Here is a 16,616-nt window from a genome sequence, read left to right as displayed (position 1 = left end):
TGGATTTGTCTTTTTAAAAATAGAGTATGAATTTTACTGCCATTGATTTTGAAACTGCCACTGGCTATCACCCGTGTTCGGTGGGAATTGTTACGGTTGAAAACGGAATTATTGTAGACGAATATGTTTCTTTAATTAAACCGCCAAATAATGAATATAATCCGTTTACGATTCGTGTTCACGGAATTTATCCTAAAGATACAGTCAATGCAAAATCTTTTTTTCAAATCTATCCTGAGATTGAAAAAAGGTTAAAAAATAGAGTTGTGGTGGCACACAATGAAAGTTTTGATCGTAATGTTTTAATGAAAACAATGCTGCTTCATGGCTTAAATTATGATGATTTGAACATTGCTACAAAATGGGAGTGTACCGTTAAAATCTATAAAGCTAAAGGTATAAAACCAACCAAATTAAGTGATTGCTGTCGCGAAATGAATATTCAGCTAAATCACCATGAGGCACTATCAGATGCAAGAGCTTGTGCTAAATTGTACTTGCTTCGTTAAATAATTTTACTTATTTGTAAGAATAATATTAAAATTTAATTACTTTTAGATTTTGTAATTACACTATAAAATCTAAAATGAAAGAAGACTTCCTTCATTACCTCTGGAAATTCAAGAAGTTTGGTAGCTTGAATTTAAAATCTGCTCAAGGGGAAGAAATAACCATCATTAAAACAGGCGATTATTTGGAGCTTGCTGGGCCTGATTTTTTTAATGCTCATATAGAAATCGGAAATCAGAAGTGGGCCGGTAATGTAGAGATTCATTTAAAATCTTCAGACTGGTATTTGCATAATCATGAAAAAGATGCCACTTATAAAAATGTGATTCTTCATGTCGTGTGGGAAAATGACACAGCCATTTTTAGAGAAGACAATACAGAAATATCCGTTCTAGTCCTTAAAGATTATGTTTCAAAAGAAATAATCGAAAATTATAATGCATTAGTTTCTCCAAAAACATGGATTTCTTGTGAAAGGCAATTAAAAGAGATTGACAAATTTGTGTTTAAGAACTGGCGAGAAAGATTGTTTTTTGAACGTTTAGAGCGAAAATCCAAGTTTATTTATCAATTATTAGAAGAAACCAATCAAGATTGGGAAGCGGTCTTATTTTGCCTTCTGGCAAAAAATTTTGGTTTAAATACCAACGGAAATTCCTTTTTGCAGATATCAAAAGCAATTCCTTTTTCAGTAATTAGAAAAGAAAGTTTTGAAGTCGAAAATCTTGAAGCGCTTCTTTTTGGAACTTCAGGATTATTGGAAACAGAAAAAGAAGATGTTTATTATAAAGATTTAAAGTTTCGATATTTTTATTTGCTGCATAAATATCAGATAGAAAAGACTTATGCAGATCCTCTTCAGTTTTTTAAGCTTCGCCCAGATAATTTCCCGACTATTAGGCTTTCTCAATTAGCATCTTTATATCATAGAAATCAAAATCTATTTTCAAAAATAATTGATTTAAAATCTGTTGATGAAGTATATCGATTGCTGAATATTTCTGCAAGTCTGTATTGGCAGAACCATTATCAGTTTGATAAAGAAAGTCCAAAGAAGTCTAAGATGCTTTCTAAGTCATTTATAGATTTAGTAATTATTAATACTATAATGCCGCTTCAATTTGCTTATTCTAATATAAGAGGCGAATCAATTGCCGAAGATTTGATTGACTTTATAAATGAAGTTGCTCCAGAGAAAAACGCCATTATTGACAAGTTTAATTCGTTTGGAATAAAGTCTCAGTCGGCATTTGAAAGTCAAGCATTACTTGAACTTAAAAATGAATATTGTGAGCATAAAGCATGCTTAAAATGTGCCATCGGATTAGAACTGCTTAAAAATAATTAGATAATTTGTACTTTTGTAATCCTGAGCAGTCGGGAATCCAAAAATCTAAAGTCTAAAATCTAAAATATCAAAATGTCGGCAATTTTAAAACTTAAATTCTTTTTTGAAAAATATGGTTTTCATGTTTCTTCAAGACTAGCAGATAAACTCGGAATGCGCGTAACAAGTGTCAGATTGTTTTTTATCTATATTTCTTTTGTTACAGCCGGTTTAGGATTTGGAGTTTATTTGACTCTTGCTTTTTGGATTAGACTAAAAGATCTAATCCGATCAAAAAGAACATCAGTATTTGATTTATAAAAAAAAGCTCCAAATTTAAATTTGGAGCTTTTTTTATGACTAGAATTGAAAAATTATTCAAAATCCGCATCTGTATTATTAAGTCTAGATCTTTTCTTACTATATCCAAAGTATACAATGATACCAAGAATAAGCCATCCAAAAGATAATAGCTGTGCATCTTTACTTAAATTAAAAATTAAATAAGAGTTGATTGCAATTCCTAGTACTGCAATAACTGGTAAAGCAGGAACTTTAAATGTTCTGGTTAATCCAGGTTGTTTCACTCTTAAAATCCAAACAGCGATACAAACCATTGTAAAGGCAAACAAAGTACCAAAACTTGTCATATCAGCCAATTTGTTGATTGGAGTAAAAGCAGCAACAGTTGCGATAATAGCACCAAGGATCATCAAGTTTGTTTTTGGAGTTCCAGAATTAGGGTTTACTTTAGAGAAAACAGATGGGATTAAACCATCTTTAGACATTCCAAGGAAAATTCTAGATTGCCCCATAATCATTACCATTAATACAGAAACTAAACCAATAGTCGCAGCAACAGTAATAATAAAGCCAGCCCATCCTTGTCCAGCTATATCAAAAGCATAAGCAACAGGAGCTTTAATAGCTTCAGGATATTTTCCTAGTGGGTTAAAATCTTGGTAGTTCATCATTCCTGTTAATACTAAAGAAACAAGAATATATAATGTAGTACAGATTAATAAAGAAGCAATGATTGCAAACGGAACGTCTTTTTTAGGATTAATAGCCTCTCCAGCTTGCGTAGAAACGGCATCAAAACCAACATAAGCAAAGAAAATTGCTGCAGCTCCAGAGATAATACCTCCAATTCCGTAAGCATTGTGTGTAGTTTCTTTTTCAACGATTTGAGTTGCTTCAGGGATAAATGGACTCCAGTTTGCAGTATTGATGAAGAAAAGACCAGCAACAATTACAAAGATTACTGCAGAAACTTTAAGTATAACAATAGCATTATTTGCTTTTGCCGCACTTTTTGTTCCTTTAATAAGTAATGAAATGACTAAAATAACGATCAAGAAAGCAGGAAGATTCATTGAGAAGCCTTCTCCTGTATAACTTGCAGGATCTGTTGTAAGCCAATCAGGAAGTTTTATATGAAATAATTTCAGTAGTTTATTAAAGTAACCGGACCAGGAAACTGCTACAGTCATAGATCCCATTGCATATTCGAGAATTAGTCCCCATCCAATAATCCAGGCAAAAACTTCTCCAATCGTACCATAAGCATATGCGTAAGCAGATCCTTCGACAGGTAAGATAGAAGCAAATTCAGAATAGCAAAGAGCCGCAAAAACACACGCAATACCTGCGATGATAAACGAAATTGCTAATGCTGGACCAGCATGATAATAAGCCCCAGTACCTGTAAGTACAAAAATTCCACCGCCGATAATGGCACCAACACCAATGGCAGTAAGACTCCATTTTCCTAGGACTCTCTTTAAATCACTTTTTTTCATATCGGCTTCAAAGGCTGATATAGGTTTAACTCTCCAAATTGACATATTATTTTATTGGTTTATTTGTTATTAAGTGCCAAATGTATTGTTTTTTGTAAAAAATAAAAACAATTATCATGTTTTAAGTTATAAAATCTTTGTTTTTTTTACAGTACTCGTAAGAAAGATTCTCTAAGCATTGACATTCATTAAATTAATTGACGTTTTGTAATAGATTCGATAATTTTTTAAAAACTACTTTTCTTACTAATTTTCTTGATAAATTTGAGGGATTTTTCTTAATTTATTCTTTGAAAATATTTTTAGCATGAATTTTAAGCCTCTAAACAAGTATTTTTATTTTACAAAACAGCAACGCATAGGTATTTTTATGCTCTTTCTTATTATGATAGGATTACAGTTGTTTTATTTATTATCCGATTTTAATATTTTGGAAACTAAAAATCCAGAAAAAGTGCAGTGGCTTGCGCTTCAGTCAGAAATTGATCAAGAGAAATTGACTGATAAAAACGCAAAGCCAACTAATTATCTTTTTAATCCTAATTTTATTTCTGACTATAAAGGGTACAAGCTTGGAATGTCGGTTGAAGAAATTGACCGTTTAATGGCATTTCGCAGAGAAAATAAATATGTAAACTCAGCAGAAGAATTTCAAAAAGTTACTGGAGTTTCAGATTCACTATTACATAAAATTTCTCCTTTATTTAAGTTTCCAGATTGGAAACAAAATAAAAGTAACGAAAGTGCTGATAAAAAAGATTTCGCTGTAAAAAGTTTTCCTAAAAAAGAAAAGCTTGAAATATTGGACATCAATCAGGCTACCAAAGAAGACTTAATGAAAATTTACGGAATAGGAGAAGGGCTTTCGACTAGAATATTAAGCCAAAAAGAAATTTTAGGCTCTTTTGTGTCAATGGAGCAAATGAAAGATATTTGGGGACTTTCGCCAGAAGTTATCAACGAATTAAATAGTCATTTTAAAGTTGTCGTTCCTTTAAATATGAAGAAAATTAACGTAAATGAGGCGTCGATAAAAGAATTAGCTCAGTTTACGTACTTTAAATATGGACTCGCAAAACAAATTGTAACGTATAGAAGCATGAATGGAAATTTTAATAATATTGAGGATTTGATAAAAATTAAAGATTTTCCTGTTGAAAAAGCAAAAATAATTAGTTTATATTTGGAGTTCTAAAAGAAACTAACTCATGAACTTTGATTACAACGAAACGCAGATAATGATTGCACAGTCTATAAAAGACTTTGCAGAAAAAAATATTAGACCTTATATAATGGAATGGGATGAAGCGCAGATTTTCCCAATTCCGTTATTTAAGCAACTTGGCGAGATGGGCTTCATGGGAGTTTTAGTTCCAGAAGAATATGGAGGTTCTGGTTTGGGTTATCATGAATATATTACAGTAATCGAAGAGATTTCTAAAGTGGACCCGTCAATAGGTTTGTCTGTTGCGGCGCATAATTCTTTATGTACAAATCATATCCTAACTTTCGGAAACGAAGAACAAAAGAAAAAATGGTTGCCAAAATTGGCTACAGCAGAATATATAGGTGCGTGGGGATTAACAGAGCACAATACAGGCTCTGATGCTGGGGGAATGAATACGACCGCCGTTAAAGACGGCGATCATTGGATTGTAAATGGTGCAAAAAACTTTATTACGCACGGTATATCTGGAGATGTTGCTGTTGTAATAGTTCGTACTGGCGAAAAAGGCGATTCTAAAGGAATGACGGCATTTGTGTTTGAAAAAGGCATGAAAGGTTTTTCATCTGGTAAAAAAGAAAATAAATTAGGAATGAGAGCAAGTGAAACGGCAGAATTGGTTTTTGATGGCTGTCGTGTTCCTGATGCAAATAGATTAGGGGAAATTGGTGAAGGTTTTGTCCAGGCTATGAAAATTCTTGATGGAGGAAGAATTTCTATCGGAGCCCTGTCTTTAGGAATTGCAAAAGGTGCGTATGAAGCGGCGTTGAAATATTCAAAAGAAAGACATCAATTTGGACAGCCAATTAGTAATTTTCAGGGAGTATCCTTTAAATTGGCTGATATGGCAACAGAAATTGAAGCTTCTGAGTTATTGCTCCATAAAGCAGCTTTTTTAAAGCAAAAGCATAAACCAGTAACTACTTCTGGCGCTATGGCAAAAATGTATGCCTCTGAAGCATGTGTGAAAATTGCAAATGATGCCGTTCAGATTCATGGCGGTTATGGCTACACTAAAGATTTTCCAGTAGAAAAATTCTATAGAGATTCTAAATTGTGTACTATAGGAGAAGGAACAACTGAAATTCAGAAGTTGGTTATTTCTAGAAATTTATTGAAATAATAGTGTTTAAAAGGTAAATGAAGTAAATGGAAAATGGTTTTTCTTTCTGATTTTAAGTCTTAAGCAAAAATAATTCAAAATTTATAACTCATAATTCATAATTAATACATACATTTGCAGCCTTAACGAGAGGAGGTGTCTATATTATGTTAATTATACCAATTAAAGACGGAGAAAATATCGATAGAGCATTAAAGCGCTATAAAAGAAAATTTGATAAAACAGGAACTGTTCGTCAATTAAGAGCACGTACTGCTTTTATTAAGCCTTCTGTTATCAAAAGAGCTCAAATCCAAAAAGCGGCTTACATTCAAGGCTTGAAAGATAGTTTAGAAAGTTAATATCAGCTTTTCGAAAATAATTACCGTTAGTGGTCAAAATGTTTTAATTTTGATGCTAACGGTTTTTTTATGCTTAATTTTTAGATTTTATGAAAACGAATAAAGAAGCTTTTTCGGATTATCTTTTGTTGGAAAAAAAATATTCTTCGCATACTGTTGGTGCTTACTTGAATGATATAACGGCTTTTGAATTTTTTGTAAAAGAGTCTTTTGATCAAGAAAGTATTGATTTGGTGAATTATAGCCAAGTGAGAAGTTGGATTGTTTTTTTAGTTGATCAAGATATTTCAAATGTTTCGGTAAATAGAAAGATGGCTTCTCTAAAAGCTTATTACAAGTTTCTTTTAAAATCAAAGCAGATTGAGATTAATCCCATGCTGAAGCATAAGTCTTTGAAAACTCCAAAAGTGGTTCAGGTTCCTTTTTCGGAAAAAGAATTAAAGGATTTGTTGGTTGAGATGGAAGTTCCGGTTGGTTTTGAGGAGGTCCGAGATAAGCTTATTGTAGAAATGTTTTATGTTACAGGAATGCGTCGGGCAGAATTAATTCATTTAATGATTAAAAATGTTGATCTTTCAGGTGGCGTGATTAAGGTTTTAGGGAAAAGAAATAAAGAGCGTATTATTCCAATTTTGCCAGTTATTGCAGATCAAATTGATTTATATATAAAGGAAAGAGATGGTTTGGAAAGTTTGGTTGATTCGGACTATTTTTTTGTTTCGAAAAAAGGGTTAAAATTGAGCGAATCTTTTGTTTATCGTTTAATAAATTCATACTTTAGTAGGGTCTCAGAAAAGGTAAAAAAAAGTCCGCATGTGCTTCGTCATACTTTTGCAACACATCTTTTAAATAATGGGGCAGATTTGAATTCAGTTAAGGAATTGCTGGGGCATTCTAGTTTGGCATCTACACAAGTTTATACTCATAATAGTCTTGCGGAACTTAAAAAAGTATATAAAGGTGCACATCCAAGAAGTAAATAGCAGTTCTAAATGTTAATCCTAAAATTTTTATTATGAAGGTAGATGTTCATGCAGTTAATTTTACTGTCGACAGAAAATTGGTCGATTTTATCCAAGAAAGAATGGGTAAGCTAGAGAAATACTACGATCGTGTGGTTTCATCAGATGTTTTTTTAAAAGTAGAAAGAACAAGTGATAAAGAGAATAAGGTGGTGGAGATAAAGATTAATGTTCCTGGTGATGATTTTTTGGTAAAAAAACAGTGTAAAACATTTGAAGAAGCGGTTGAGCTTTCTGCAGAGTCGTTAGAACGTTTGCTTGTAAAAAGGAAGGAAAAAATAAGAGCGCATATTTAATTGAAATTTTTTTCAAAAAATGTTTTGATTAAAAGATAAAATAGCTACATTTGCAGTCCGTTAGAAATAGCGGACTTTTTTAATGTATTCGCCGATGTAGCTCAGCTGGCTAGAGCAGCTGATTTGTAATCAGCAGGTCGTGGGTTCGAGTCCCTCTATCGGCTCAATAAATTTCAAATGCGATTTGAAATTGGTTCTTTAAAATAATGGAATTTTAAAATTAGGGGAGATACTCAAGCGGCCAACGAGGGCAGACTGTAAATCTGCTGTGAAAACTTCGCAGGTTCGAATCCTGCTCTCCCCACAAAAAAAAGAGGTTAAGGTTTTGGGTTTTAGGTTTTTAAAAATCTAAAATCTAAATTCAGAAATCTAAAATCAGAACTCTCTGCCGGTGTAGCTCAGGGGTAGAGTGCTTCCTTGGTAAGGAAGAGGTCTCGGGTTCAAATCCCGACATTGGCTCAAGTAAGTAGGAAATTGAAAATTAATATATAACTAAGATTAAAAATTAAGTAAAATGGCAAAGGAGAATTTTAATCGTTCCAAACCGCACTTAAACATAGGTACAATTGGACACGTAGATCACGGAAAAACTACATTAACTGCTGCAATTACAAAAGTATTGTCAGATGCTGGTTACTGTCAAGCAAAATCGTTTGATCAAATCGATAACGCTCCAGAGGAGAAAGAAAGAGGTATTACTATCAATACATCTCACGTAGAGTACGAAACAGCTAACCGTCACTACGCTCACGTTGACTGTCCAGGTCACGCGGATTACGTAAAGAACATGGTTACTGGAGCTGCTCAAATGGACGGAGCTATCTTAGTAGTTGCTGCTACAGATGGTCCAATGCCACAAACTCGTGAGCACATCCTTTTAGGACGTCAGGTTGGTATTCCAAGAATCGTTGTTTTCATGAACAAAGTGGATATGGTTGATGATGCTGAGTTATTAGAGCTTGTTGAAATGGAAATTAGAGATTTATTATCTTTCTACGAATATGATGGAGATAATGGTCCTGTAGTTCAAGGTTCTGCTTTAGGAGGATTAAACAATGATCCAAACTGGGTACCTAAAATTATCGAATTAATGGAAGCTGTTGACAACTGGATCGAAGAGCCAGTACGTGACGTTGCTAAACCATTCTTGATGCCAGTTGAGGACGTATTTACAATTACAGGTCGTGGAACTGTTGCTACAGGTCGTATCGAAACTGGAGTTGCTAACACTGGAGATCCTGTTGAAATCATTGGTATGGGAGCTGAAAAATTAACTTCTACTATTACAGGAGTTGAGATGTTTCGTAAAATCCTTGATAGAGGTGAAGCTGGAGATAACGTAGGTTTATTGTTAAGAGGTATTGATAAATCAGACATCAAAAGAGGTATGGTTATCATTAAGCCAGGTTCAGTAAAACCGCACTCTAAATTCAAAGCTGAGGTTTATATCTTGAAAAAAGAAGAAGGTGGACGTCACACTCCATTCCACAATAACTACCGTCCACAGTTCTACGTACGTACAACTGACGTAACAGGAGTTATTTCTTTACCAGCAGGTGTAGAGATGGTAATGCCAGGTGATAACTTGACTATTGAGGTTGCTTTATTAAGCCCAATCGCTATGAACGTAGGTTTACGTTTCGCTATCCGTGAAGGTGGTAGAACAGTTGGTGCTGGTCAGGTTACTGAAATCGTAGAGTAATTCTATTAAAATAAATAAGAAGCCAGTGATTATTTTTTAATCACTGGCTTTAATTACGGGCGTAGTTCAAGGGTAGAATAGCGGTCTCCAAAACCGTTGATGGGGGTTCGAATCCCTCCGCCCGTGCAATAAAAAATATATCAAATGACAAAAGTTACTAATTATTTATCAGAGGCTTTCGAAGAGTTAAAGTCAAATGTTACTTGGCCAGCTTGGGCTGAAGTGCAAAAATTGACAATTGTTGTGGCTGTATTTTCGATTTTATTCGCTTTGGCAACTTGGGGAGTAGACGAATTTTTTGCAAAAGCTTTGGCTGGATTTTTTAACTGGTTAAAAGGATAATTTTTTTGTGATGGCAGATAATAATGTGAAAAAATGGTACGTAGTTAGAGCGGTTAGTGGTCAAGAGAATAAAGTGAAAGCTTATATCGAGACTGAGATCGCGAGATTAGGTATGGAGGATTATGTTTCTCAGGTTTTAGTTCCTACTGAAAAAGTGGTTACTGTAAAAGATGGGAAAAAATCATCTAAGGATAAAGTGTATTTTCCTGGATATGTTATGATCGAAGCTAACTTAGTTGGTGAGATTCCTCATATTATTAAGTCAATTACTAGTGTTATTGGATTTTTAGGAGAAACTAAGGGCGGAGAACCTGTTCCTTTGAGACTTTCTGAAGTAAACCGTATGTTAGGAAAAGTGGATGAATTGGCTGTTAATACAGACACTCGTTCTATTCCATTTAGTGTTGGTGAAACGGTTAAGGTTATTGATGGTCCTTTCAATGGATTTAATGGATCTGTTGAGAAAATCAATGAAGAGAAGCGTAAGCTTGAGGTAATGGTTAAGATTTTCGGAAGAAAAACTCCATTAGAATTAAGCTTTATGCAAGTAGAAAAAGTATAATTTTTTGTTACACTATAATAAACCATTGTAATCGCTTCCATAGATTACAGTGTTAAATTTTTTAAAAATGGCTAAAGAAATTAGTAAGGTAGTTAAACTACAAGTTAAGGGAGGTGCTGCGAACCCGTCGCCACCGGTTGGACCTGCTTTAGGAGCTGCTGGGGTTAACATCATGGAGTTTTGTAAGCAATTTAATGCTAGAACTCAAGATAAACCTGGCAAAATTTGTCCAGTGCAAATCACTGTGTACAAAGACAAATCATTTGATTTTGTTGTTAAGACTCCTCCAGCAGCAGTTCAGTTAATGGAAGCTGCAAAGCTAAAATCTGGTTCTGGTGAGCCTAATCGTAAAAAAGTAGCTAGCGTTACTTGGGAACAAATTAGAACTATTGCTGAAGACAAAATGCCTGACTTAAATGCTTTCACAATTGAGAAAGCTATGAGTATGGTTGCTGGAACAGCTAGATCTATGGGTATAACTGTATCAGGAGATGCTCCTTTTTAATTAAGAAAAAGAAATGGCAAAATTAACAAAAAAGCAAAAAGAGGCTGCTTCAAAAATTGAAAAGAACAAATTATACTCTTTAAAAGATGCTGCTGCATTAATTAAAGTTGTTGCTTCTGCAAAATTTGATGAGTCTGTTGATATCGCAGTTCGTTTGGGTGTTGATCCAAGAAAAGCGAATCAAATGGTTAGAGGTGTAGTTACTTTACCTCACGGAACAGGAAAAGACGTTAAAGTATTAGCATTGGTTACTCCAGATAAAGAAGCTGAAGCAAGAGAAGCTGGAGCAGATCATGTTGGTCTTGACGATTACTTACAAAAAATTAAAGACGGTTGGACAGATGTTGATGTGATCATTACTATGCCTGCTGTTATGGGTAAATTAGGTCCATTAGGTCGTATTTTAGGACCTAGAGGTTTAATGCCAAACCCTAAAACAGGTACAGTAACTATGGATGTTGCTAAAGCTGTTCAAGAAGTTAAAGCTGGTAAAATTGACTTTAAAGTTGATAAAACTGGTATCGTTCACGCTGGTATTGGTAAAGTTTCTTTCGGAGCTGAGCAAATCGTTGAGAACGCACACGAAATTATTCAAACATTAATAAAACTTAAACCAACTGCTGCTAAAGGTACATACATTAAAGGTATCCACCTTACAAGCACAATGAGTCCTGCTATCGCATTAGACCCAAAAGCAGTATAATTGGTAGTTAAAAATTTTTAGTATGACTAGAGAAGAAAAATCAATCGCGATTGAAAATTTAACTGCGCAGTTAGCTGGTACAAATATCATTTACATTTCTGATATTTCTGGTTTAAACGCAGAGACAACTTCAAGCTTACGTAGAGCTTGTTTCAAAGCAGGTATCAAATTAGAGGTTGTAAAAAACACTTTGCTTGCAAAAGCAATGGAAGCTTCTTCTAATGATTATGGTGATTTACCTACAGTTTTATCAGGTAACAGTGCTATCTTCATTTCTGATGTTGCTAACGCACCTGGAAAAATTATCAAAGATTTCCGTAAGAAATCTGATAAACCAGTTTTAAAAGGAGCTTACATCAATTCTGAAGTATATATTGGAGATAACCAATTAGATACATTAGCTACAATTAAATCTAAAGAAGAGCTTATCGGAGAAATCATTGGATTATTACAATCTCCTGCTCAAAGAATTATTTCTGCTTTACAAAACAAATTCGCTGGAAGCGAAGAAGGAGCAGAGTAATAAATGTAGGGAAGTTTACTTCCTTGCTGCTTAATTAGCGCACAATAATTAAATTATATTTTTACAAATCATTTTAAACGATAGAAAAAATGGCAGATTTGAAACAATTCGCAGAACAATTAGTTAACTTAACAGTTAAAGAAGTTAACGAATTAGCAACAATATTAAAAGATGAGTACGGAATCGAGCCTGCTGCTGCTGCTGTAGTAGTTGCTGCTGGTGGAGGAGACGGTGCTGCTGAAGAAGCACAAACTGAATTTACAGTTGTATTGAAAGATGCAGGAGCTTCTAAATTAGCTGTTGTAAAATTAGTTAAAGAATTAACTGGTTTAGGTCTTAAAGAAGCTAAAGACGTAGTTGACGGTGCACCAAGCAACGTTAAAGAAGGTGTTTCTAAAGAAGAGGCTGAAGGTCTTAAAAAATCTTTAGAAGAGGCTGGAGCTACTGTTGAGCTTAAATAATTAAACTCAGTTTAAGAACTAGGTTTAGGTCTTGAGTTAACACTCAAAGGCCTAAACCATTTTTCGTATAATAAAATATATCAATTTTATTATCCCATAGTTTAAAATACGAAAAAGTTTTTGATCAATACGAAGAAAGAAAATTGGGCTCACTTTTACAGTTCTATTTTTAAAGATGTATTGATTATAATTAAGAAAGTATAGATTAAACAGTGTGTATTTACACAAAAATAAATTACTTTTTTTTAATCAAAATTTTGTCCATTGATGATAACAAATCAGACTGAAAGATTGAATTTTGCCTCTACAAAAAATATCCCTGACTATCCGGACTTCTTGGATGTTCAGGTTAAATCTTTTAAAGATTTCTTTCAATTAGAAACGAAATCTGACGAAAGAGGCAACGAAGGGTTATACAATACCTTCATGGAAAACTTCCCAATTACAGATACAAGAAATAACTTTGTATTGGAATTCCTAGATTATTTTGTTGATCCGCCACGTTATACAATTCAAGAATGTATAGAGAGAGGTCTTACTTATAGTGTGCCTTTAAAAGCTAGGTTAAAACTATACTGTACAGATCCAGAACACGAAGATTTTGAAACTATTGTACAAGATGTTTATCTTGGAACAATTCCTTACATGACTCCTAGTGGTACTTTTGTTATTAATGGTGCCGAGCGTGTTGTAGTATCTCAATTACACCGTTCTCCAGGGGTTTTCTTTGGACAGTCATTCCACGCAAATGGAACTAAACTTTATTCTGCGAGAGTAATTCCTTTTAAAGGATCTTGGATAGAATTCTCTACTGATATCAACAGCGTAATGTACGCGTATATCGATAGAAAGAAAAAATTACCTGTAACAACTTTATTCCGTGCTATCGGTTTCGAAAGAGATAAGGATATCCTTGAAATTTTCGACTTAGCTGAAGAAATTAAAGTATCTAAAACAGGAATTAAGAAATATATTGGAAGAAGACTTGCTGCACGTGTTTTGAATACATGGCACGAGGATTTCGTAGATGAGGATACTGGAGAGGTAGTTTCTATCGAGCGTAACGAAATCATCCTTGATCGTGATACTATTATCGACAAAGATAATGTTGAAGAGATCATTGATTCTAACGTAAAATCTATTTTGTTACACAAAGAGGATAACAATCAAGCAGATTATGCTATTATCCACAACACGTTACAAAAAGATCCAACTAACTCTGAAAAAGAAGCTGTAGAGCACATCTACCGTCAGTTGCGTAACGCTGAACCGCCTGATGAAGAAACTGCTCGTGGTATTATAGATAAATTGTTCTTCTCTGATCAACGTTATAACTTAGGTGAAGTTGGTCGTTACAGAATGAATAAAAAATTAGATTTAGATATCCCTATGGATAAGCAAGTGCTTACTAAAGAGGATATCATTACAATCGTTAAATATTTGATCGAATTGATCAACTCTAAAGCAGAGATTGATGATATCGACCACTTATCAAACCGTCGTGTTAGAACAGTTGGTGAACAATTGTCTCAACAATTCGGTGTTGGTTTAGCACGTATGGCTAGAACTATTCGTGAGAGAATGAACGTTAGAGATAACGAGGTGTTTACACCAATTGATTTGATTAATGCTAAAACATTATCATCAGTTATCAACTCTTTCTTTGGTACTAACCAGTTATCTCAATTTATGGATCAAACGAATCCATTAGCTGAGATTACACACAAAAGAAGACTTTCTGCACTTGGACCAGGTGGACTTTCGAGAGAGAGAGCTGGTTTCGAGGTTCGTGACGTTCACTATACTCACTATGGTCGTTTATGTCCGATTGAAACTCCTGAGGGACCAAACATTGGTTTGATTTCATCTCTTGGTGTTTATGCAAAAGTAAACGGAATGGGATTCATTGAAACTCCATACCGTAAAGTAACAGATGGTGTAGTTGATTTAGAAAGTGCACCAATCTATTTAAGTGCTGAAGAAGAAGAAGGTAAAATGATTGCTCAGGCAAACATTGATATGGATGCTTCAGGTAAAATTACAGCTAGTAACGTTATTGCTCGTGAAGAGGGTGACTTCCCGGTTGTTGAACCAAGTTCAGTACATTATACAGACGTTGCTCCTAACCAGATCGCTTCGATTTCTGCATCTTTGATTCCTTTCTTGGAGCATGATGATGCGAACCGTGCGTTGATGGGATCAAACATGATGCGTCAGGCAGTTCCTTTGATCCGTCCTGAAGCACCGATTGTTGGTACAGGTTTAGAGCGTCAGGTAGCTTCTGACTCAAGAGTATTGATTAATGCTGAAGGGCATGGTACTGTTGAATATGTAGATGCTAACATTATTACTATTAAATACGATCGTACAGAAGACGAGAGAATGGTTAGTTTTGATGCCGATGAGAAAACGTACAACTTAATTAAATTTAGAAAAACTAACCAGGGAACAAGTATTAACTTGAAGCCTATCGTAAGAAAAGGTGATAGAGTTGTTCCTGGGCAAGTATTATCTGAAGGATATGCTACTCAAAATGGAGAATTAGCTTTAGGTAGAAACTTAAAAGTAGCGTTCATGCCATGGAAAGGGTACAACTTCGAGGATGCCATTGTAATTTCTGAGAAAGTAGTTCGTGATGATATTTTTACTTCTATCCACGTTGATGATTATTCACTAGAGGTTAGAGATACTAAATTAGGAAACGAAGAGTTAACAAACGATATTCCTAACGTTTCTGAAGAAGCTACTAAAGATTTAGATGAAAACGGTATGATTAGAATTGGAGCAGAGGTTAAACCTGGCGACATTTTGATCGGAAAAATTACACCAAAAGGAGAATCAGATCCAACTCCAGAGGAGAAATTGCTTCGTGCAATCTTCGGAGATAAAGCTGGTGATGTGAAAGATGCTTCATTAAAAGCTTCTCCATCTTTACATGGTGTAGTTCTTGACAAAAAATTATTTGCAAGAGCCGTAAAAGATAAACGTAAACGTACTCAAGATAAAGATGCTTTAGGCGCTTTAGAAATGGAATTCGAAACTAAATTTGTTGAATTAAAAGACAGATTAGTAGAGAAATTATTCTTGATCGTTAACGGAAAAACATCTCAAGGTGTAATGAACGATTTGGGTGAAGAAGTTTTACCAAAAGGTAAAAAATATACTCAAAAAATGCTTTATGCAGTAGAAGATTTTGCTCACTTAAGCAAAGGTCAGTGGGTTGCTGATGACGCTACAAATAAAATGGTTAATGATTTGATTCATAACTATAAAATTAAGCTGAACGACTTACAAGGAGCTTTAAGAAGAGAGAAATTTACTATTACAGTTGGAGATGAATTACCATCTGGAATCTTGAAATTGGCTAAAATCTATATCGCTAAAAAACGTAAGTTAAAAGTGGGTGATAAAATGGCGGGTCGTCACGGTAACAAAGGTATTGTTGCTAGAATAGTTCGTCACGAAGATATGCCTTTCTTAGAAGATGGAACACCAGTAGATATCGTATTGAATCCACTTGGGGTACCTTCACGTATGAATATTGGTCAGATTTATGAAACAGTATTAGGATGGGCTGGTATGAACTTGGGTAGAAAATTTGCTACTCCAATCTTCGACGGTGCTTCTCTAGACGAAATCAATGCTTTGACTGATGAAGCTGGAGTACCACGTTTCGGACATACTTACCTATATGATGGTGGTACTGGAGAGCGTTTCGCACAAAAAGCAACTGTGGGTGTAATTTACATGCTTAAATTAGGACACATGGTTGACGATAAGATGCACGCACGTTCTATTGGACCATACTCATTGATTACGCAACAGCCACTTGGAGGTAAAGCTCAATTTGGAGGTCAGCGTTTCGGAGAGATGGAGGTTTGGGCACTTGAGGCTTATGGAGCTTCTAGTACTCTACGTGAGATCTTAACTGTTAAGTCTGATGACGTTATTGGTAGAGCTAAAACTTACGAGGCTATCGTTAAGGGTGAAACTATGCCAGAACCAGGTTTACCAGAATCATTCAATGTATTAATGCACGAATTGAAAGGTCTAGGATTAGATCTTCGTTTGGAAGAATAAATAAAAGTTTTCAGTCGCAGTTTCAGTATTCAGTTAACGCTGAAAACTGAGACTGCTGACTATTACTAAATATTAAAGTTTTTAAGATTTAT

At 34.5% G+C, this 16,616-nt stretch carries 17 protein-coding genes and 4 tRNA genes; 20 read left to right on the top strand and 1 reads right to left on the bottom strand.

Annotated features, from left to right (window positions below):
* Positions 1-26: 26 nt before the first annotated feature.
* The 3 genes from NU08_RS05865 to NU08_RS05855 all read left to right on the top strand — a co-directional run bounded on the left by NU08_RS05865 (position 27) and on the right by NU08_RS05855 (position 2,158).
* Entirely contained in the window at positions 27-509 is a 483-nt protein-coding gene (locus NU08_RS05865) for a 3'-5' exonuclease (RefSeq protein ID WP_129746265.1), read from the top strand.
* A gap of 77 nt (positions 510-586) precedes the next feature.
* Complete coding sequence (locus NU08_RS05860) at positions 587-1,858, top strand: DUF2851 family protein (protein ID WP_129746264.1); 1,272 nt, start codon at positions 587-589, stop codon at positions 1,856-1,858.
* A gap of 72 nt (positions 1,859-1,930) precedes the next feature.
* A complete protein-coding gene (locus NU08_RS05855; RefSeq protein ID WP_008466940.1) occupies positions 1,931-2,158 on the top strand; it encodes a PspC family transcriptional regulator in 228 nt (75 codons plus the stop codon).
* A gap of 53 nt (positions 2,159-2,211) precedes the next feature.
* Here NU08_RS05855 and NU08_RS05850 read toward each other — a convergent pair whose 3' ends face one another.
* A complete protein-coding gene (locus NU08_RS05850) occupies positions 2,212-3,684 on the bottom strand; it encodes an APC family permease (RefSeq protein ID WP_129746263.1) in 1,473 nt (490 codons plus the stop codon).
* A gap of 340 nt (positions 3,685-4,024) precedes the next feature.
* On the opposite strand from NU08_RS05850, the gene NU08_RS05845 reads away from it, so the two are divergent.
* From NU08_RS05845 to rpoB, 17 genes are all read left to right on the top strand, one after another.
* Positions 4,025-4,834, top strand: coding sequence for a ComEA family DNA-binding protein (locus NU08_RS05845; protein WP_317126347.1), 810 nt, complete (start codon positions 4,025-4,027; stop codon positions 4,832-4,834).
* 13 nt (positions 4,835-4,847) lie between these two features.
* Positions 4,848-5,987, top strand: coding sequence for an acyl-CoA dehydrogenase family protein (locus NU08_RS05840; protein WP_129746261.1), 1,140 nt, complete (start codon positions 4,848-4,850; stop codon positions 5,985-5,987).
* A 146-nt stretch (positions 5,988-6,133) separates the two neighbouring features.
* Complete coding sequence (gene rpsU, locus NU08_RS05835) at positions 6,134-6,328, top strand: 30S ribosomal protein S21 (RefSeq protein ID WP_026730435.1); 195 nt, start codon at positions 6,134-6,136, stop codon at positions 6,326-6,328.
* A gap of 89 nt (positions 6,329-6,417) precedes the next feature.
* Positions 6,418-7,311, top strand: coding sequence for a tyrosine-type recombinase/integrase (locus tag NU08_RS05830; protein WP_129746260.1), 894 nt, complete (start codon positions 6,418-6,420; stop codon positions 7,309-7,311).
* A 32-nt stretch (positions 7,312-7,343) separates the two neighbouring features.
* Entirely contained in the window at positions 7,344-7,646 is a 303-nt protein-coding gene (gene hpf / locus NU08_RS05825) for a ribosome hibernation-promoting factor, HPF/YfiA family (RefSeq protein ID WP_008466930.1), read from the top strand.
* A 90-nt stretch (positions 7,647-7,736) separates the two neighbouring features.
* A tRNA-Thr gene (locus NU08_RS05820) sits at positions 7,737-7,810 on the top strand.
* A 59-nt stretch (positions 7,811-7,869) separates the two neighbouring features.
* Positions 7,870-7,950, top strand: a tRNA-Tyr gene (locus tag NU08_RS05815).
* A gap of 83 nt (positions 7,951-8,033) precedes the next feature.
* Positions 8,034-8,105, top strand: a tRNA-Thr gene (locus NU08_RS05810).
* A gap of 55 nt (positions 8,106-8,160) precedes the next feature.
* The gene (tuf, locus tag NU08_RS05805) at positions 8,161-9,348 is read left to right on the top strand and encodes an elongation factor Tu (protein ID WP_091492765.1); all 1,188 of its coding nucleotides are present in this window, start codon (positions 8,161-8,163) and stop codon (positions 9,346-9,348) included.
* Positions 9,349-9,403: 55 nt separating this feature from the next.
* A tRNA-Trp gene (locus NU08_RS05800) sits at positions 9,404-9,474 on the top strand.
* A gap of 18 nt (positions 9,475-9,492) precedes the next feature.
* Positions 9,493-9,690: a preprotein translocase subunit SecE gene (gene secE / locus NU08_RS05795; RefSeq protein ID WP_008466927.1), complete on the top strand. Its 198-nt coding sequence runs from the start codon at positions 9,493-9,495 to the stop codon at positions 9,688-9,690.
* 10 nt (positions 9,691-9,700) lie between these two features.
* Positions 9,701-10,252: a transcription termination/antitermination protein NusG gene (gene nusG / locus NU08_RS05790; RefSeq protein WP_008466925.1), complete on the top strand. Its 552-nt coding sequence runs from the start codon at positions 9,701-9,703 to the stop codon at positions 10,250-10,252.
* Positions 10,253-10,319: 67 nt separating this feature from the next.
* Complete coding sequence (gene rplK / locus NU08_RS05785; protein ID WP_008466923.1) at positions 10,320-10,757, top strand: 50S ribosomal protein L11; 438 nt, start codon at positions 10,320-10,322, stop codon at positions 10,755-10,757.
* 13 nt (positions 10,758-10,770) lie between these two features.
* Complete coding sequence (gene rplA, locus NU08_RS05780; RefSeq protein WP_008466920.1) at positions 10,771-11,460, top strand: 50S ribosomal protein L1; 690 nt, start codon at positions 10,771-10,773, stop codon at positions 11,458-11,460.
* A gap of 22 nt (positions 11,461-11,482) precedes the next feature.
* A complete protein-coding gene (rplJ, locus tag NU08_RS05775) occupies positions 11,483-11,983 on the top strand; it encodes a 50S ribosomal protein L10 (RefSeq protein WP_008466919.1) in 501 nt (166 codons plus the stop codon).
* 89 nt (positions 11,984-12,072) lie between these two features.
* The gene (rplL, locus tag NU08_RS05770; protein WP_008466917.1) at positions 12,073-12,444 is read left to right on the top strand and encodes a 50S ribosomal protein L7/L12; all 372 of its coding nucleotides are present in this window, start codon (positions 12,073-12,075) and stop codon (positions 12,442-12,444) included.
* Between the two features lie 267 nt (positions 12,445-12,711).
* Positions 12,712-16,524 carry a DNA-directed RNA polymerase subunit beta gene (gene rpoB, locus NU08_RS05765; protein ID WP_129746259.1) on the top strand — a complete coding sequence of 1,271 codons (3,813 nt, stop codon included), beginning with the start codon at positions 12,712-12,714 and terminating at the stop codon, positions 16,522-16,524.
* Positions 16,525-16,616: the final 92 nt, after the last annotated feature.

The organism is Flavobacterium anhuiense (assembly GCF_004151235.1).
In the GTDB taxonomy this organism is placed as follows: Bacteria; Bacteroidota; Bacteroidia; order Flavobacteriales; family Flavobacteriaceae; genus Flavobacterium; species Flavobacterium anhuiense_A.
This window is presented reverse-complemented; position numbering and strand designations above follow the sequence as displayed.